Source organism: Capnocytophaga endodontalis, from assembly GCF_002209445.1.
Classification (GTDB): domain Bacteria; phylum Bacteroidota; class Bacteroidia; order Flavobacteriales; family Flavobacteriaceae; genus Capnocytophaga; species Capnocytophaga periodontitidis.
The window spans coordinates 1,332,090-1,346,843 of sequence record NZ_CP022022.1 but is presented as its reverse complement, the minus strand read 5'-3'; the positions used below and the strand labels follow the sequence as shown (position 1 = coordinate 1,346,843).

General features: G+C 36.9%; 19 protein-coding genes. 16 read left to right on the top strand and 3 right to left on the bottom strand.

The genetic code is table 11. The features are described from left to right. Positions 1–41: 41 nt before the first annotated feature. From CBG49_RS06245 to CBG49_RS06170, 16 genes are all read left to right on the top strand, one after another. Entirely contained in the window at positions 42–1,511 is a 1,470-nt protein-coding gene (locus tag CBG49_RS06245; protein WP_088593816.1) for a DUF4832 domain-containing protein, read from the top strand. A 133-nt stretch (positions 1,512–1,644) separates the two neighbouring features. Beyond that, a complete protein-coding gene (locus tag CBG49_RS06240) occupies positions 1,645–1,869 on the top strand; it encodes a hypothetical protein (protein WP_002680550.1) in 225 nt (74 codons plus the stop codon). Beyond that, complete coding sequence (locus CBG49_RS06235; RefSeq protein ID WP_009412486.1) at positions 1,854–2,159, top strand: type II toxin-antitoxin system RelE/ParE family toxin; 306 nt, start codon at positions 1,854–1,856, stop codon at positions 2,157–2,159. Before CBG49_RS06240 ends, CBG49_RS06235 begins: the two co-directional genes overlap by 16 nt. A gap of 4 nt (positions 2,160–2,163) precedes the next feature. Continuing rightward, positions 2,164–2,643 carry a hypothetical protein gene (locus CBG49_RS06230; protein WP_088593815.1) on the top strand — a complete coding sequence of 160 codons (480 nt, stop codon included), beginning with the start codon at positions 2,164–2,166 and terminating at the stop codon, positions 2,641–2,643. Positions 2,644–2,680: 37 nt separating this feature from the next. Further along, positions 2,681–3,217 carry a DUF1599 domain-containing protein gene (locus CBG49_RS06225; RefSeq protein WP_088593814.1) on the top strand — a complete coding sequence of 179 codons (537 nt, stop codon included), beginning with the start codon at positions 2,681–2,683 and terminating at the stop codon, positions 3,215–3,217. A gap of 25 nt (positions 3,218–3,242) precedes the next feature. Next, positions 3,243–3,485, top strand: a complete 243-nt coding sequence (locus CBG49_RS06220; protein WP_088593813.1) for a hypothetical protein — start codon at positions 3,243–3,245, stop codon at positions 3,483–3,485. Positions 3,486–3,490: 5 nt separating this feature from the next. Next, complete coding sequence (locus CBG49_RS06215; protein ID WP_088593812.1) at positions 3,491–3,934, top strand: PIN domain-containing protein; 444 nt, start codon at positions 3,491–3,493, stop codon at positions 3,932–3,934. Positions 3,935–3,951: 17 nt separating this feature from the next. Next, a complete protein-coding gene (locus tag CBG49_RS06210) occupies positions 3,952–4,149 on the top strand; it encodes a hypothetical protein (RefSeq protein ID WP_088593811.1) in 198 nt (65 codons plus the stop codon). Further along, entirely contained in the window at positions 4,136–4,519 is a 384-nt protein-coding gene (locus CBG49_RS06205) for a type II toxin-antitoxin system VapC family toxin (RefSeq protein WP_088593810.1), read from the top strand. Before CBG49_RS06210 ends, CBG49_RS06205 begins: the two co-directional genes overlap by 14 nt. Continuing rightward, positions 4,516–5,511 carry an NAD(P)H-dependent glycerol-3-phosphate dehydrogenase gene (locus CBG49_RS06200; RefSeq protein ID WP_088593809.1) on the top strand — a complete coding sequence of 332 codons (996 nt, stop codon included), beginning with the start codon at positions 4,516–4,518 and terminating at the stop codon, positions 5,509–5,511. Before CBG49_RS06205 ends, CBG49_RS06200 begins: the two co-directional genes overlap by 4 nt. Before the next feature lie 18 nt (positions 5,512–5,529). After that, positions 5,530–6,096 (top strand): Panacea domain-containing protein, encoded by a 567-nt coding sequence (locus tag CBG49_RS06195; protein ID WP_088593808.1) that lies wholly within the window; start codon positions 5,530–5,532, stop codon positions 6,094–6,096. A 2-nt stretch (positions 6,097–6,098) separates the two neighbouring features. Continuing rightward, positions 6,099–6,542 carry a hypothetical protein gene (locus tag CBG49_RS06190; protein WP_088593807.1) on the top strand — a complete coding sequence of 148 codons (444 nt, stop codon included), beginning with the start codon at positions 6,099–6,101 and terminating at the stop codon, positions 6,540–6,542. Between the two features lie 34 nt (positions 6,543–6,576). Beyond that, the gene (locus tag CBG49_RS06185; RefSeq protein WP_088593806.1) at positions 6,577–7,161 is read left to right on the top strand and encodes a riboflavin synthase; all 585 of its coding nucleotides are present in this window, start codon (positions 6,577–6,579) and stop codon (positions 7,159–7,161) included. Between the two features lie 116 nt (positions 7,162–7,277). Next, positions 7,278–7,874, top strand: coding sequence for a hypothetical protein (locus tag CBG49_RS06180; RefSeq protein ID WP_088593805.1), 597 nt, complete (start codon positions 7,278–7,280; stop codon positions 7,872–7,874). Next, positions 7,867–8,151, top strand: a complete 285-nt coding sequence (locus tag CBG49_RS06175; protein ID WP_009412478.1) for a winged helix-turn-helix domain-containing protein — start codon at positions 7,867–7,869, stop codon at positions 8,149–8,151. Before CBG49_RS06180 ends, CBG49_RS06175 begins: the two co-directional genes overlap by 8 nt. 12 nt (positions 8,152–8,163) lie before the next feature. Then, positions 8,164–8,880, top strand: a complete 717-nt coding sequence (locus CBG49_RS06170; RefSeq protein ID WP_088593804.1) for a hypothetical protein — start codon at positions 8,164–8,166, stop codon at positions 8,878–8,880. Here CBG49_RS06170 and CBG49_RS06165 read toward each other — a convergent pair. From CBG49_RS06165 to CBG49_RS06155, 3 genes are all read right to left on the bottom strand, one after another. Beyond that, positions 8,837–9,607, bottom strand: a complete 771-nt coding sequence (locus CBG49_RS06165; protein ID WP_088593803.1) for a lysophospholipid acyltransferase family protein — start codon at positions 9,605–9,607, stop codon at positions 8,837–8,839. The two genes, CBG49_RS06170 and CBG49_RS06165, sit on opposite strands and share 44 nt — an antisense overlap. 100 nt (positions 9,608–9,707) lie before the next feature. Next, complete coding sequence (locus CBG49_RS06160; protein WP_088593802.1) at positions 9,708–11,276, bottom strand: RagB/SusD family nutrient uptake outer membrane protein; 1,569 nt, start codon at positions 11,274–11,276, stop codon at positions 9,708–9,710. Between the two features lie 19 nt (positions 11,277–11,295). Further along, positions 11,296–14,433, bottom strand: coding sequence for a SusC/RagA family TonB-linked outer membrane protein (locus CBG49_RS06155; RefSeq protein WP_088593801.1), 3,138 nt, complete (start codon positions 14,431–14,433; stop codon positions 11,296–11,298). Positions 14,434–14,754 lie beyond the last annotated feature (321 nt).

The window sequence follows — 14,754 nt, the reverse complement described above, 5'->3', positions numbered from 1 at the left end:
TGGACACCTTCAAAAGATAACCTTATTAAAAATTCAATAATATGAAAAAATGCTTTTTAACGTTATGTACTTTATTAGCAGTGTCTATCTCTTGCCAAAGCAAAGAAGATGACGTTAACAATGGAGGAGGTACACAGTCACCTACCACTCAATCGCAAACTACCCAACCCTTACCTCCTAATACCCAATTCACTCAAATAGTGAATTACCAGCCTACTAATGAAATATTCTTAAACCCCGAACGAGGTTTTTTAACACACCAAGATCAAAAAAGTAATAGCTGGCAATTAAATGCCAATTGGGTAAAAGAAAAAAGAGAAAAAGAGGGACTTAGTCTTGTTCTCACCATCTATTATATGAATGAGTTTCGCGAGCAACCTATTTCAGAAAGCTTTCTAAATCGCATTCGCAATAATATGCGCGCCATTCGTGAAGGAGGTAGTAAGGTAGTGTTGCGCTTTGCCTATTCGTATGATCAAAACGACTACAACAATGGCAAAGGAGACGCTTCTTGGCAGTGGACAGAAAAACATCTCAATCAATTAGCCCCTATCATCAAAGAAAATGCTGATATCATAGCTGTATGGGAAGCAGGTTTTGTGGGTGTTTGGGGTGAATGGTATTACACGAATCACTACACCTTTGAGCCTGCTGATAACGCCCAAGCGTATGAACCGCGCAAGAAGGTATTAGCCAAAGAATTGAGCATTTTGCCTAAAGATAGAATGGTAAGTGTGCGTTACCCAAAAGCCAAACTCTACACTCAAAATATAGGCGTAGGGAATGCTCTAACAGCACAAACGGCTTTTAGTGGTAGCGACCTATCTCGTATAGGTTTTCACAACGATTGTTTCCTCGCCGATGACGACGATACAGGCACCTACCACCACATACAAGAGCATCGCAAATATGTAGCCAATGAAACTCAATACGTAGTAATGGGGGGCGAAACCTGTCGTCCAGCATCAGGCTATTCTTCTTATGCCGAGTGTAGTAACGCACTAAAAGATATGGCTACCTACCATTGGAGCTATCTCAACCAAGACTATTATGAAGGGATTCTAAACCTTTGGAAAAACAAATGTATGGACGATATCAAAAGACGTCTCGGTTATCGCTTTGTGCTTACTGAGGGAAAATTCAATGATAATATCAAAGTAGGAGGAAAATTACAACTGCAATTGAAGATTAAAAATGAAGGTTTTGCAGCGCCTTTCAATCCGCGTGATGTACAGATAATCCTCACAAAAAAAGGAACTGCCGAAAAACATATTTTCAAAGTAAATACCGACCCTCGCCGTTGGGCAGCAGGCAGCACTACCGAAGTAGGTACAGAGATAACCCTTCCTAAAAATCTTACCACAGGAGAGTACAACGTTTATCTCAATCTCCCCGACCCCTACAAGAGCCTATTTAATCGCCCTGAGTACAGTATCCGTTTAGCTAATAAAGAAGTATGGGAACCCTCAACAGGTTACAACAAGATTCACTCAATAAAGATTAAGAATTAGAAATTAGCAGTTAGAAATTAATAATTAGTCGTCAAACAAATCAGATTACTTCGGTTTGTTTGACGACTAATTTTCCAATCACCAAATTGGTTAATTGACAAATTATTTATACCTTTGCCCAAAAATAAGAAATATGAGGCACATACAATTCAATCAAGATATAACATTTGAACAATACCAAATGGCAGTACGTGTGTTAGAAGCCATAGGTTTAGATGTGCAGAAGAATGAAATACAATCTTTACCTTTAGAAGTAATACAAGGCATTGAGGAAGGTTGGCAAGAATTGCGTGAAGGAAAAGGAATCCCAAGCTCAGAAGTTCATCAAAAAGCAAGATTGTTATGCACAAACAAATAATATGGGCTCCTAAAGCAGAATTAGAGTATCTTTCTACATTAGATTTTTGGATTGAACACAATAAATCTTCTACTTACTCTCAAAAGATTATAACAGAAGTTGAAGCTGCTGAAAAGAGAATTATACAATTCCCTTTCTCAAACCCAGTTGTATATCAAACACCTCAAAAAGAAATTAGAAGAGTAATAATACTCTACAACTTTTCTCTATTTTATGAAATTTTTCCTGATAGGATAGAAATTGTTTTCTTTTTTGATAATAGAGATAATCCTGAAAAACTAAAATTCTAAATCAATGAAAAAAATAATCATACTTTTTGCTATAACTGCAACTTTTAGCTCTTGTAGTTTCTTTTCTAATGCAGCCAAAGAAGCTGCCAATACTACCGAAGAAATCGCTAATAAAACCGCTACTAAAGCAGGCGAAATCGTAGGAAGTACAGCCCGTTCTTTCGGCGATGGTATAGGAGAAGGCATTGACAAATCAGGTAATTCAAGACTAAAACTTTCTGAAACTCTCACCCAACGCGGCTTAAAATTAGGTCATCACACCGTTAGTGATGAAAATGGTAATGATAATAAACTTTCTCTCTACCTCATTTTCGAAAAAGACTTTGAAGGTAGCGTAATGGTAAAAGTATTTAACAAACAAAACATAGAAATTGGGCGCGTAAAACAACAAATAAAAGGAAAAAAAGACGATGCCGCTTATTTTGACTTTGTATTCGACCCTCGTACTAATATCGACCCTAAATACACTATAATCATAGAATAAAACATTATCTCTTACCTCTTAGCTCTTACCTAAAAAAATGAATACTATAGATCAATATAACAAAGTAATTGAACAATGCCGCAGCCTCTTTATCAATAAAATGAAAGACTATGGCAGCGCGTGGCGTATATTGCGACTCCCCTCTCTCACCGACCAGATTTTCATCAAAGCACAACGCATTCGCGGATTGCAAGAAAACGCTGTACACAAAATAGACGAGGACGAAACTACCGAGTTTATAGGCATTATCAACTATGCTTTAATGGCACTCATTCAAATAGATAAAGGCATTGCCTCTCAACCCGACCTCAATGTTGAGGAAGCTACAGCCCTCTACGATGCCAAAGTAGTTGAAGCTCGCACCCTAATGGAAGCTAAAAACCACGATTACGGTGAAGTATGGCGTGAAATGCGTGTGAGTTCTCTCACCGATATTATCTTACAAAAACTCTTACGTGTAAAACAAATTGAAGACAACCAAGGTAAAACACTCGTAAGCGAAGGTATTGCAGCTAACTATCAAGATATAGTAAATTACGCTGTATTCGCCCTCATCCACCTCAATAATTATTAATTGTTAATTGTTAATTGTAAATATTATGCCATACACAATTACCATAACCAATGATAGCCCACAAGCCTTAGCCTATGTAGAAAAAGCTAAGAAACTTGATTTTGCAAAAGTAACCGAGATAAAAGAACCTGTTCTTGCCCAGCCTGATTTTGAAGAAGAAACGCAAGAACAGTACGAACTTATAATGGCACTTTCCAAAGAAACTAATAGAGCTATTGCACGCAAAATAAACAAAGAAAAAAAACTAAACCTACCCTTTAAAAACTAATACCAATGATAGTAATTGCTGATAGCAATATTTTCTATAGTGCATTAATAGCTCCTAATGGAGAAATAGCTAATATCTTGAGAGATAAGAATATGCAATTTATAGCTCCTGATTTTATCATCGACGAGGTAAAAGAACATTTGGATATTATAGAGGCAAGTAGGAAAAAAGATAAAACTAAGAAGAAAATATTAGCTGATTTAAACTATTTGTTAGAAAAAATTACTATTATCTCTTTAGATAAAATCGACAAAGAATATTTACAAGAAGCCTTTACTATTGTGAAAGATATAGATGAAGACGATTACCCCTTTATCGCCTTGCACCTACAAATAAAACACAAGATTTGGTCAAGAGACCAAGTTCTTATCAATGGGCTCACTGCTAAAGGTTATGGACATTTTTTCATAACTACTGAACAAATGAAAAAATATCTCTATAAAAAATAATAAGGAAATACAATATTATGCCTACAACAGCTACAATAACAACTACCCACAAAGCCAGTAACAGCAGAGGCTTAGGACTTATAATGCCTACTAAAAAGAAGACCGTATCTAAAAAGAAAAAAACAATAGAAGAATTAGCTGAAAGAGCTCAAGCTATCATTAGCAAGTACGATATCAAACCTTTTAACAGAAAAGAATTATATGGTAATTTGTGATACAAATATCATTAGCAAACTTCTATTTCGCGATCCTGAAGTAATGAAGCAAATCAATATAATAGGACTGAAAAATGTATATATCACTCCTATTGTATACATCGAAATCGTACATTGGCTTAGTGCTTTTAGAAAATTTACTCGTGAGGACAGAAAGGAAATCAAAGCCTTTATGGACTCTCTAAAAGTACTCCATATCAATAAAAGTATTTCTGAACTTTCTATTGATGTTATCAAAAAGGATAATAGTCTTGAATTCCCCGATATTTTTATCGGTGCAACAGGAGTATATTACAACTTGCCTGTATACACCCACAACCTTAAACACTTTAAACTTATTAAAGGTATCACCTTATACAAAGAACAATGAAATCTAAAATATCTGTAATAGGCGGCGGTAGCTGGGCAACTGCCCTTATCAAAATCCTTACTGCCAATATCGACCAAGTGTGTTGGTATATGCGCAATGAACAGGCTATTGAGCACATCAAAGCAACCAAACACAACCCTAACTACCTCAGCGACGTACACCTGAACATCAACAAGCTACACCTCACTAACGATATCAACGAGGCGGTAGCTTTTAGCGATTATATCGTCTTCTCTATCCCTTCAGCTTTCTTAAGCGATGAATTAGAAAAACTCACCGAACCGCTATCTAATAAAAATATTTTTTCTGCTATCAAAGGTATCGAACCTAAAAGCGGGCTCATAGTAGGTGATTATTTCAACAAAATACATCACGTGCCTTACGCACAGATAGGTATCATTGCAGGTCCTTGTCACGCCGAAGAGGTAGCCCTCGAACGCTTATCATACCTCACTATTGCTTGTCTCGATGAGGAAAAAGCACGCTTTATGGCTGAAGCAATGAAACGCCATTACGTGAAAACCAAAATATCCGACGATGTGGTAGGTATTGAATACGCTGCTATGCTCAAAAATATCTATGCCCTTGCTGCGGGTATTGCACACGGTTTGGGCTATGGCGATAACTTCCAAAGCGTGTTGATGAGCAACGCCATTCGCGAGATGCGACGTTATATCAAGCATATTTACAAAATCAAACGCAATATCAACAACTCCGCTTATCTCGGTGATTTACTTGTAACTGCCTACTCGCTTTTCAGTCGTAACCGTATGTTCGGCACGATGATTGGCAAAGGTTATACCGTAAAGAGTACAATGGCTGAAATGAATATGGTAGCCGAAGGTTATTACGCCACCAAAAGCGCTTATCTCATCAACAAAAATCAAGAAAAACCAAGCCGCACCCCCATACTCAATGCCGTCTACAAAGTGCTCTACGAAGGCAAAAGAGCGAGTATAGTGTTCTCAGAACTCACTGGAGAATTGGATTAGATAAATAGGTAAGAAGTAATGAAAAATGAAACTTATACACAATATAGTGAAGCGCAACTCAACAAAATAGGGAACACAGCAATCTATTTGAGTGAAAGAATACAACATTTATCAAAAACAAAATTTTTGAAGTTGTTGTATATTTTAGATGAGCTCTCTATCAAACAATCGGGAATTCCTTTCTTTAATTTGGATTATAAAGTATGGAAGTTCGGTCCCGTAGCCGAACCTATATTTATTGATTTATCATCAGAAATGACTCTGCTATCCCCTTTTATAAAATCCGATAAAAACGGATATCTTTCTGCTAAAAAATCATTCAACGACGATGAATTTTCTGATAATGATATAAATTTATTAGACGAAGTGATAGAGCGTTTTGGAAATCAATCTGCTAAACAATTAGTTACTTACACACATAATGAAGACTCGCTATGGAACAAAACTGCTAAAGAGCATAATGTTTTAGCTCTTTTAGAAAATGAAATGATTAACAGTACCAATCTTTATCTCAATTTAGCCGATTTGGTAGCAAACGACCCACGCAAAAAAGCTATTTATGAAGATTATATCGAACAGTTTTAAAAATGTTTACCGAAAGAACCATTATATATTTTACTCCTTTTTATTTTAAAAATGGTAATAAAGCTAAGAATAAATATTTCGTAGTATTAAAAAATATCAACAACAAAAGTATTCTTGCCTCTTTGCCTACAAGTAAGGATTACATCCCCGAAAAATTAATAATTGAACACGGTTGTATAGAATGTGAAAGTAGTAATTTCAATTGTTTTGTACTTTCTACTTCTACTGAAATTACTGAAGATGGAAAGCATTTTAGCGTACCAACTTTTCTATACGGACATCTATTAGACGAATACACTACTGATTTGTTAGAAGATTTATATCCTAACGAAACAAGTGATTATAAAATATGGGGAAAAATGAAAGTATCTTTATTCAATGAATTGATTGAATGTTTAAGAAACTCTAAATCAGTAAAAAGAAAATATAAAAAACTACTCCCATAATATTTGCTAATTAACTAATTTGCTAATTAACTTTATGTTCACAGGAATTATAGAAGAAATAGGTAAAATCGTACGAATAGAACGCAAACAAGCGAATCTGCATTTATACGTAAAAAGTTCGTTTACTAATGAACTAAAAATAGACCAAAGTGTTGCCCACAATGGGGTATGCCTCACCGTAGTAGCTATCGACGGCGATGTATACCAAGTAACCGCTATTGCCGAAACCCTTGCCAAAACCCACTTGGGCAGTTTGCAAGTAGGCGATGCAGTAAATTTAGAGCGCGGTATGCTCCTCAACACCCGTTTAGACGGACATATCGTGCAAGGTCACATCGACCAAACGGGTACTTGTAGTGCCATTCAAGAGGAAGCCGGTAGCACCCGTTTTACTTTTCAGTACGACCCTTCCACGGGTAATGTAGTGATTGAAAAAGGCTCTATCACTGTGAATGGCGTAAGCCTCACTGTAGTCGATGCCACTCGTGATAGTTTTAGCGTAGCAGTAATCCCTTATACTTTAGCGCATACCAATCTACAACATTTACAAATAGGTAGCATTGTAAATTTAGAATTCGATGTAATTGGTAAATATGTCGCCCGACTTATGCAACGATAAAATATAGATTTTGCCAGAGTTCAAAGACTTTGGCAATTTTTTTAGTTAAAAAATTTGGTTTATAAAATAAACTTAATTATCTTTGCCCCGTATTTAATCCTAAAAATCATTTTATTATGACAGAATTACAACCTTCAGAAAGCCTCAAAATCATTCAAGAAATCATTCAGCAACGCAAGCAAAAGTATGAAGCCAATGGCTTTTTCTTGCTCTTTTGGGGCGCACTCATCGCACTGTCAGGAATAGTGCAGTTTACAATGCTCATCAGCAATTTTTACCCTAAACAATCGGGAATGGTATGGGCAGTATTGATGCCTTTAGGCTTTATAATTAATTTTGGAATCCTCTTGAGAAATAGAGGAGAACAGCGCAAAGCTTTTCTTTCTGCCGATTGGCTCGACTGGGCGTGGTGTGTGGCAGGAGTAGTGGCTTTGTTCAGTTTTTGTATGCCTTTTAGTTTGTGGAATCATTACGAAATTGCCCTGCTAACCATCTACTTTCCTTTTGCTTTTGTAGCTTTAGCTGTAGCTTTGCAACTCAAAATGCGCCTTTGGGTCGCTACTTCTCTCATTGCCATCGTAATTATCTATACCGTTTTGTATTGTCAATATGGTGTGTATCTACCTTTACTCTCATCGGTATTAGCGTGTTTACTGTTTTTAATTCCTGGTGTTCAACTCTATATTCACCATAAAAAGCAACAAAATGTTTAGCGAACTCGACCCTATTTTGCACTCACAACTCCGCTTGGCAATAGTCTCTTTGTTAATATCGGAAGAAAAAGCCGATTTTGTGCGCATCAAAGAGGTTACTAAAGCTACATCGGGAAATATATCAGTGCAAATACAAAAGTTAGAAGCGGTAGGATATGTTACAGTAACTAAATCTATCAAGGACAATTATCCAAATACCGAACTTCAGCTCACGCATAAAGGGTTGCTTGCCTTTGAAAACTATGTAGAAGCCTTAAAAAGTTATCTCAAACTCTAAAAAATAACGAATATGATGAAGTATTTTAATTTGTATTTAATGTGTTGGCTATTGTTCAGCGGCATAGCTACAGCACAAAGTACGGATGCACAAATCGCCTCCGTTTTAGCCACTGCTCACCAACAAAAGAGCGAGCAGCCTTTGCGTGACTTTTACGAAAAGAACGAAAAGCAACTTTCCGATTATTGGAAAGCCTATCTTTTGTATCGCAAAGCTTCTATGCTAGGCACTTATGGAAGTGTAAAGAATGAGGCTCTTCGCCTTCTTGGCAAAGCCGATATAGAGAAAGCTGTTCAGTTATTGGAAAAGAAAACCGATAAAGATGCTGAAGACTGGGTGCTTTTGGCTCTTTGTGAAAGCTATGCTTTAAATTTTGTAGCTCCTAATGCCAATATGTACCAAAAAGCAATGAAAATTAACGATGATTTAGACGAAGCGCTATCAATAGACAAAGCTAATCCGCGGTATTTTTTAGTGAAGGGTATACAAGATATGCACACTCCCGAAATGTATGGTGGACAACGCAAAACCGAAAATTATTTCCTGCAAGCCATCGCCCTATTCAGCAAAGCACCTAAGGATAGTCCCGTGAGTTGGGGTTATGAAGAAACCTATCAACTATTAGTAAGCTACTATTTGAAGAAAGGTGAAAAGGAAAAAGCTAAAGAAACTGCTAACAAGGGGGCTACTCTTTTCCCTCAGAATGAGTTCTTCCAGAAGATTTTATAAGTCTCTCCCACAACAACGCACGCACTTCTTCTCGTAGAGTCTCTTTATCGTCAAGGGTTTTGCCTTGGGTAGAAATAGGGGGTAGTACATCCACTCGCATTGTGCCCGTACTGCCCGCAAAAAAGCGGAAAGGAAAGCGTTTTTTAGTGTCGTAGAACACCATTGGCACTATGGGTATTTGGCATTCTATCGCGATGCGAAAAGCCCCATCCTTAAAACTATCGAGTACAATACTCTCATCATCGGGGACGCCCCCTTCAGGGAAAATACAAATGCTCAAACCTGCCTCTATGCGCTCCATTGCTTGAGTATAGACCTCCCTCCTACTCTGCGGACTCTTTCTATCCACCATTATTGCCACACGCTTGTAGAAATAACCAAACAAAGGAAGTTTAGAGAGTTCTTTCTTTCCTACAAACACAAAGGGGTTTTTACTGCAATACAACATTAGCATTATGTCCATCATACTGTAGTGATTGGCAACCAACATATAGCTATGGTGATCATTAGGTATTGTATATTCGCGTTTTACTTTAGGAAAGAAGCCCATACCGTACAATATAGGGGTTGCCCAGAGGTATCGCATCACCCAATACAAGGCGCGATACCACCTTTTATGAGCAGTAAGAACGAGTAATAGGGGCAAAAGGAGTAGTATAATAGAGGCTACAAGCACATAAAACCAAGACTTCCAAAGTAGCCAAAAAGTGTATTTCAAAAATTTCATTTTTCTTATCTTGAGAGGGCAAAGATAATAAAAACACCTATAGTAAAGCAACTATAGGTGTTTTTTTGATGTATAGCGAGTATAAAAAACGCTTTACTTTTTAGTTTAATGGATTAAAATCAGTTTCAGAAGCAGGAACATCAAACCACTCTAAGTATTGATAATCTATAGTACAAGCCTCGGTAGTACCATCGGCGGCAACTACTACATTGGCATTAGTACGACCACCTCCTTGAGCTACGGGTTTGAGAATGCCCCAACGACGTGCATCATAGAAAGAAGTCCCTTTAAGGAACAAGCCTATACGACGTTCTTTGCGGAGTTCTTCCAAAGCTTGTTCCTTGGTTAAGCCTGTACCTGCAACAGCTGCTAAGCCTGCATTTTGGTAAGTACGCACTGCATCTACAAGGGTTAAAGCCCCATCAATATCGTTGTCTTTTCTCAATTTTACCTCAGCAAGCATCAATTGGTTTTCTTCATAAGTACCTGCAAAAGGGAGTTCTACAACTCCTGCGGTAGTACTTGCATAATCACCACCATCTTTAAGTGCATAACGAGTACTTATACCATAACCACGATTTCGAGGATTGAAAAGAACGCTAGACCTTCTTACTACATTTCGAGTATAGCGATTATCTCCAGCTTTAAAATCTTGCACTAAACGCTCAGAAAGGTTTTCCCAACCTACAAGAATCCTATAAGGAGTCCAAGCGGTTTCACTTACAAAACACAAAGTAGTATTAGCCATAGAGCGCATTGTAAAGATCTTATCACCTTGTTGAATACCATTATTCACTAAAGTTTCTATTTGAGATAAATCAGTAGCTGTAAGGTCTGAAGCGTATTTGTTTACTAGAATGTTACGCGCTATATAGGTATTGATATTGCGGATAAACATTTGAGGAGTTATAATTCCTCCATTGCCTTCTTTAAACTGAGAGGGAATAAAAGCATCAATAAGACCACTATAAGTAGTGTCTCCCTCGGGAATAGTAGCTAAGATTGCTTTTGCTTCTTCAAAGATACGATTGGCTTCAGTGATTATTGCTTCGTGTGATTGGTAGTTATTGCTAAGCACATTGTATTCATTAGTAATCACTCCCTTTGCATAAAGAGAACCAATACGAGAGTAAGCAAAAGCTTTCCACCATAAGAACCATGCTTGATAAGTTTTTTTCTTTACTTCAGCATTATCTTTAAAAACTACTTCATTGTCATCAAGGAGTTTAAGAGCTAAGTTGCAATGTCCTAATACACCATACATAGCCATCCATTCATTATTGAAAGCATTTTCATTCCCATTTTCTCTGATATTTAATTGTTTCAACACTGCTCCCTGAGTTCTTTCTCCTAACAAAGAAGATTTGACAACAGTTCCATCAGGACGTGTAATAGTAAACATTAGGTTACTATAACAGAAACCAAAGTTAAGTGCAAAAGCAGTAGTGGAGTCTCCCATCAAATTATGAAGAGTAAGTGCAAACCAAGCGTAATAATTAACTCCTCCTTTCATTGGAGCATACACCCCTAAGGCAAATTTTTGGATACCTTCTTCCGTTCTAAGATTTTCCAAACCAGGCTCATTAGGATTCTGTAGTTTAAGTGAATCCTTACTACAAGCAGTAAAGAGTAAAGCTACTACAGCAATTATTGTATATATCTTTTTCATTGTATTTCGGTATTAAGAGTTAAAATCTAACATTAAGTGCCATTGTAACGGTACGCATATTAGGAAAAGTGTACAAATCGATACCACGATAGAGTGGTTCATTGAGTGATACCCCTACGGCTTCAGGGTCTAACCCTGAATAGTTAGTAAAGGTAAGCAAATTCCTTACTGAAGCAGTAAGTGTCAATCCTTTGATAAAGGTTTCTTTTAGGATATCGGTCATATCATAAGAAAGAGAGACGTTGCGCACTCTTACATACGAACCATCTTCTATAAAATAAGAAGTGGCTTGTCCCTTGTTATACAAAGATACATAATAGTTTGTATAGGGTAAATTCTTATCTACAGGTATAGGTGTATCAAGGTCACCGTGGGTTCTATTGAAATACATACGTTGTTTTGTACCATTGTAAATATCACCTCCTTTTGTCCAATCTACTTGCACAGAGAAGGTCAATTTTTTGGCAAAGGTAATATCATTAAAGAACGACATCGTAAAATCAGGGGTAGCATCACCCATTTTTTCCTGTTCAGTGCTAAATATTACTTCTTTGCTTTGTTTATTTACTACCATCCCATTTACCAATTGATAATTGTTCAAATCAGCATCAGCGATATAACGTTCACCTTTAGAATTAGTTTGAGTAAGTGAGCTGAGTGGCTTGTACCCAAAGAAAGTACCTACGCGTTCACCTTCATCGAGAGTACTTTGTCCCCCTCCTTGAATACCTACTACAATACGTTTGCCGTTAGAAATTTTATCGACTACTGTTTCTCCTTTGCTAAAGCGTGTGCTAAAAGTCCAATCTACTTTATCAGTGCTCAAGACTCCTAAATCCAAAGATGCTTGCAATCCATTGCTGGATAAGTCTATTGCATTGGTAGTAAGTTCTTGAGCTCCTAAAGAAGGTGGTGTTTCAATATTATAAATTGTTCCGAACGATTTACGATCCCAATACACTACATTCCCGCTGATACGATGAAACCAACCTTCTCCGAGACGAAATCCATAGTCTAAGCCTACTTCTAACTCCTTACTTTTTTGCACCTCCAATTCAGGGTTACGAGCCGTAGTAGGCAGGTAATAATATCCCTTATCGCCTAATTTACCATTAGAAAGAGTAATCAAACGGTCGTAAGCATCAGGTTGGATACCCGCTTCACCATAAGCCCCGCGAAGTTTCAATTCTGTAACTTTTTCTAATTTAAGTAAATCGGCTATACGGAAATACGCATCCGCACGAGGAAAAGTAAATGGTTTACCTCCTTCACCAAAAGCAGACGAAAAGTCGGAACGTACCCCTACGGATACTCCAAAAAGATTTGCGTAATCAAACTTTTGGTTCACCAAATAACCAAAAGTTACAAACTCTTGTTCAAGATCACTAGAGGTTGAAGTGTTGGCTGAGGAAATCGTAAAAGGAGGATTTACCCCATAACCTGAACCTGTAGCTGTAAGACGATAATAATTATCCTTACGCCAATCATAAGATAACTGAGTTGTAGATTGTATAGGTAATTTCCATTTTAAATCTCTTTGAAAATCAAGGCGTAAATAAGCACTTAATAAGGAATTTTGAAGGGTATGACGAATAAAACGTTCGGTAAGTTGACCATCTAAAGGAGAGATTCCTTTACCAGAAGTATTGGTGTTCTTTTGATTTTTAATAAATTCACTATTATCGTAACGAGTATGGTCATAACCATATTTGTAATCAAAGTCTAAGTTTTTGCTAAACTTGTAGTTAGCATTTATACTCTGTATTACACGATTATTTTCCGCTAAATTGCTTTGATTTTCATAAATATAAAAAGGCAATACTTCATTAGAGTCAGGATCGTAATGTACAGGAGATTTTCCTGCTGTATCTCTAAAGTGTAAATCTACATAAGCAGGAGTTCCTAAAGCACCGCCGACACCAGAGGTTATATAACTCCTACCATTTATTCCTCCTGCTGTATTTTTACTATTGATAAGCTGTGTATTAGAACGAAGTGTAAGTCCTTTAAATACTTCTACCCCTACATTGGCTGATAGATTTTTCTTTTTATAACTACCATTCACAGGGCTAGTTTGGTCTAACAAAGAAGCTCCTATGGCATAATCTACATTCCCAGCAGCCCCTGTAATATTTACAGAATGTTGGGTAGTATAAGCAGTTTTGTAGTACTGTTTTAAATGATCGTATGTTTTCTCTTTGTATGAATAAATATTAGCTGTTGTGTCCTTAATAGTAGGATCTGGTTTTGTCCAATATCCTGTTTCAGGATCTACTGTTATACGTGCTTTGTGAGCATCTATAATATAACCCTCTTTATCAGTTTTATAAGGATGTTTTTGTGCAAACGAAAGATTTCCTGTAAGAGCTTCATCTACACTGAGAGAAGAATTATAAGTTATTTCTGTGCGTTCTCCTTTTTTACCCTTTTTGGTAAAGATCTGGATTACCCCATTAGCCCCTTGTGCTCCATAGATAGTAGCGGCGGCGGCACCTTGTATTACCTCTACGCGTTCTACATTAGAAAGGTCTAAATCGGCTAAACGAGAAGACACAGAACTACTACCCGTAGTCCCTAAAGAATAACTATTGGTATTTACTTCTACTCCATCTACAATCACCATCGGTTGGGTAGTACTCAAAGAGTTGATACCACGCAAGATGATATTAGCTTGCTGCCCTGGTTGCCCTGAGGTTGACTGGATTTGTGCTCCGGCAATTTTACCACTAAGAGCATCATCAATACTCTTTACAGGTGTACGTTTGAGGCTTTTCTCAGAAACGGCATCTACTGAAATCGCTACTTTGCGCTTATCGGTAGCTACCCCTACACCAGTAACTACTACTTCTCCAAGCTCTTGAGCTTCTTCACGTAGTATTACATCAATGTTGTTAGCTTTGCCTACCACTTTCTCTACAGTCTTCATCCCTATTTGTGAGAAGACTAACACTGCTTTGTTGTTAGGCACTTTAATTCTGTAATTCCCATCGAAATCGGTGGCTACCCCGTGCGAAGAACCCTTAATCATTACTGATACAACGTTCAAGGGCAAACCGGCATCGTCTTTCACGACCCCTGTAATCGTCCTTTCTTGTGCAGTAGCGACTGCTGAAAAGAAAAGAACGAATAAAAACACGTAAAATAGTTTTTTCTTCATCGCTATTAATTTTAGTTTAACACCGCAAAGTTATAGAATAATTTTACAAGAATCCAAATACTATCAGATTTTTTTTCTACAGACTTAAATATTTCTCAGTGAAACTATTTTTTTGAACAAATCGCAATATTTCAGTTAAGAATTTATCATATTCTCAATAAAATAGACTTTTTAATAAAAATATCTCATTTTTCATCTTAATTTTTTACCTATATTACAACATTGCTAAAAATTGTATTAAGTCTCTTATTTTCAATAATATAAATAACACATATACTGTTATAAGTATTTTTTATAACCAAGAAAATCAATACTCTTTTC

Coding starts and splice junctions, on each gene's coding strand:
- CBG49_RS06245 (WP_088593816.1), top strand. CDS start 42: ATGAAAAAATGCTTTTTAACGTTATGTACTTTATTAGCAGTGTCTATC.
- CBG49_RS06210 (WP_088593811.1), top strand. CDS start 3,952: ATGCCTACAACAGCTACAATAACAACTACCCACAAAGCCAGTAACAGC.
- CBG49_RS06220 (WP_088593813.1), top strand. CDS start 3,243: ATGCCATACACAATTACCATAACCAATGATAGCCCACAAGCCTTAGCC.
- CBG49_RS06200 (WP_088593809.1), top strand. CDS start 4,516: ATGAAATCTAAAATATCTGTAATAGGCGGCGGTAGCTGGGCAACTGCC.
- CBG49_RS06230 (WP_088593815.1), top strand. CDS start 2,164: ATGAAAAAAATAATCATACTTTTTGCTATAACTGCAACTTTTAGCTCT.
- CBG49_RS06190 (WP_088593807.1), top strand. CDS start 6,099: ATGTTTACCGAAAGAACCATTATATATTTTACTCCTTTTTATTTTAAA.
- CBG49_RS06165 (WP_088593803.1), bottom strand. CDS start 9,607: ATGAAATTTTTGAAATACACTTTTTGGCTACTTTGGAAGTCTTGGTTT.
- CBG49_RS06235 (WP_009412486.1), top strand. CDS start 1,854: ATGCACAAACAAATAATATGGGCTCCTAAAGCAGAATTAGAGTATCTT.
- CBG49_RS06160 (WP_088593802.1), bottom strand. CDS start 11,276: ATGAAAAAGATATATACAATAATTGCTGTAGTAGCTTTACTCTTTACT.
- CBG49_RS06215 (WP_088593812.1), top strand. CDS start 3,491: ATGATAGTAATTGCTGATAGCAATATTTTCTATAGTGCATTAATAGCT.
- CBG49_RS06240 (WP_002680550.1), top strand. CDS start 1,645: ATGAGGCACATACAATTCAATCAAGATATAACATTTGAACAATACCAA.
- CBG49_RS06185 (WP_088593806.1), top strand. CDS start 6,577: ATGTTCACAGGAATTATAGAAGAAATAGGTAAAATCGTACGAATAGAA.
- CBG49_RS06195 (WP_088593808.1), top strand. CDS start 5,530: ATGAAAAATGAAACTTATACACAATATAGTGAAGCGCAACTCAACAAA.
- CBG49_RS06205 (WP_088593810.1), top strand. CDS start 4,136: ATGGTAATTTGTGATACAAATATCATTAGCAAACTTCTATTTCGCGAT.
- CBG49_RS06225 (WP_088593814.1), top strand. CDS start 2,681: ATGAATACTATAGATCAATATAACAAAGTAATTGAACAATGCCGCAGC.
- CBG49_RS06170 (WP_088593804.1), top strand. CDS start 8,164: ATGATGAAGTATTTTAATTTGTATTTAATGTGTTGGCTATTGTTCAGC.
- CBG49_RS06155 (WP_088593801.1), bottom strand. CDS start 14,433: ATGAAGAAAAAACTATTTTACGTGTTTTTATTCGTTCTTTTCTTTTCA.
- CBG49_RS06175 (WP_009412478.1), top strand. CDS start 7,867: ATGTTTAGCGAACTCGACCCTATTTTGCACTCACAACTCCGCTTGGCA.
- CBG49_RS06180 (WP_088593805.1), top strand. CDS start 7,278: ATGACAGAATTACAACCTTCAGAAAGCCTCAAAATCATTCAAGAAATC.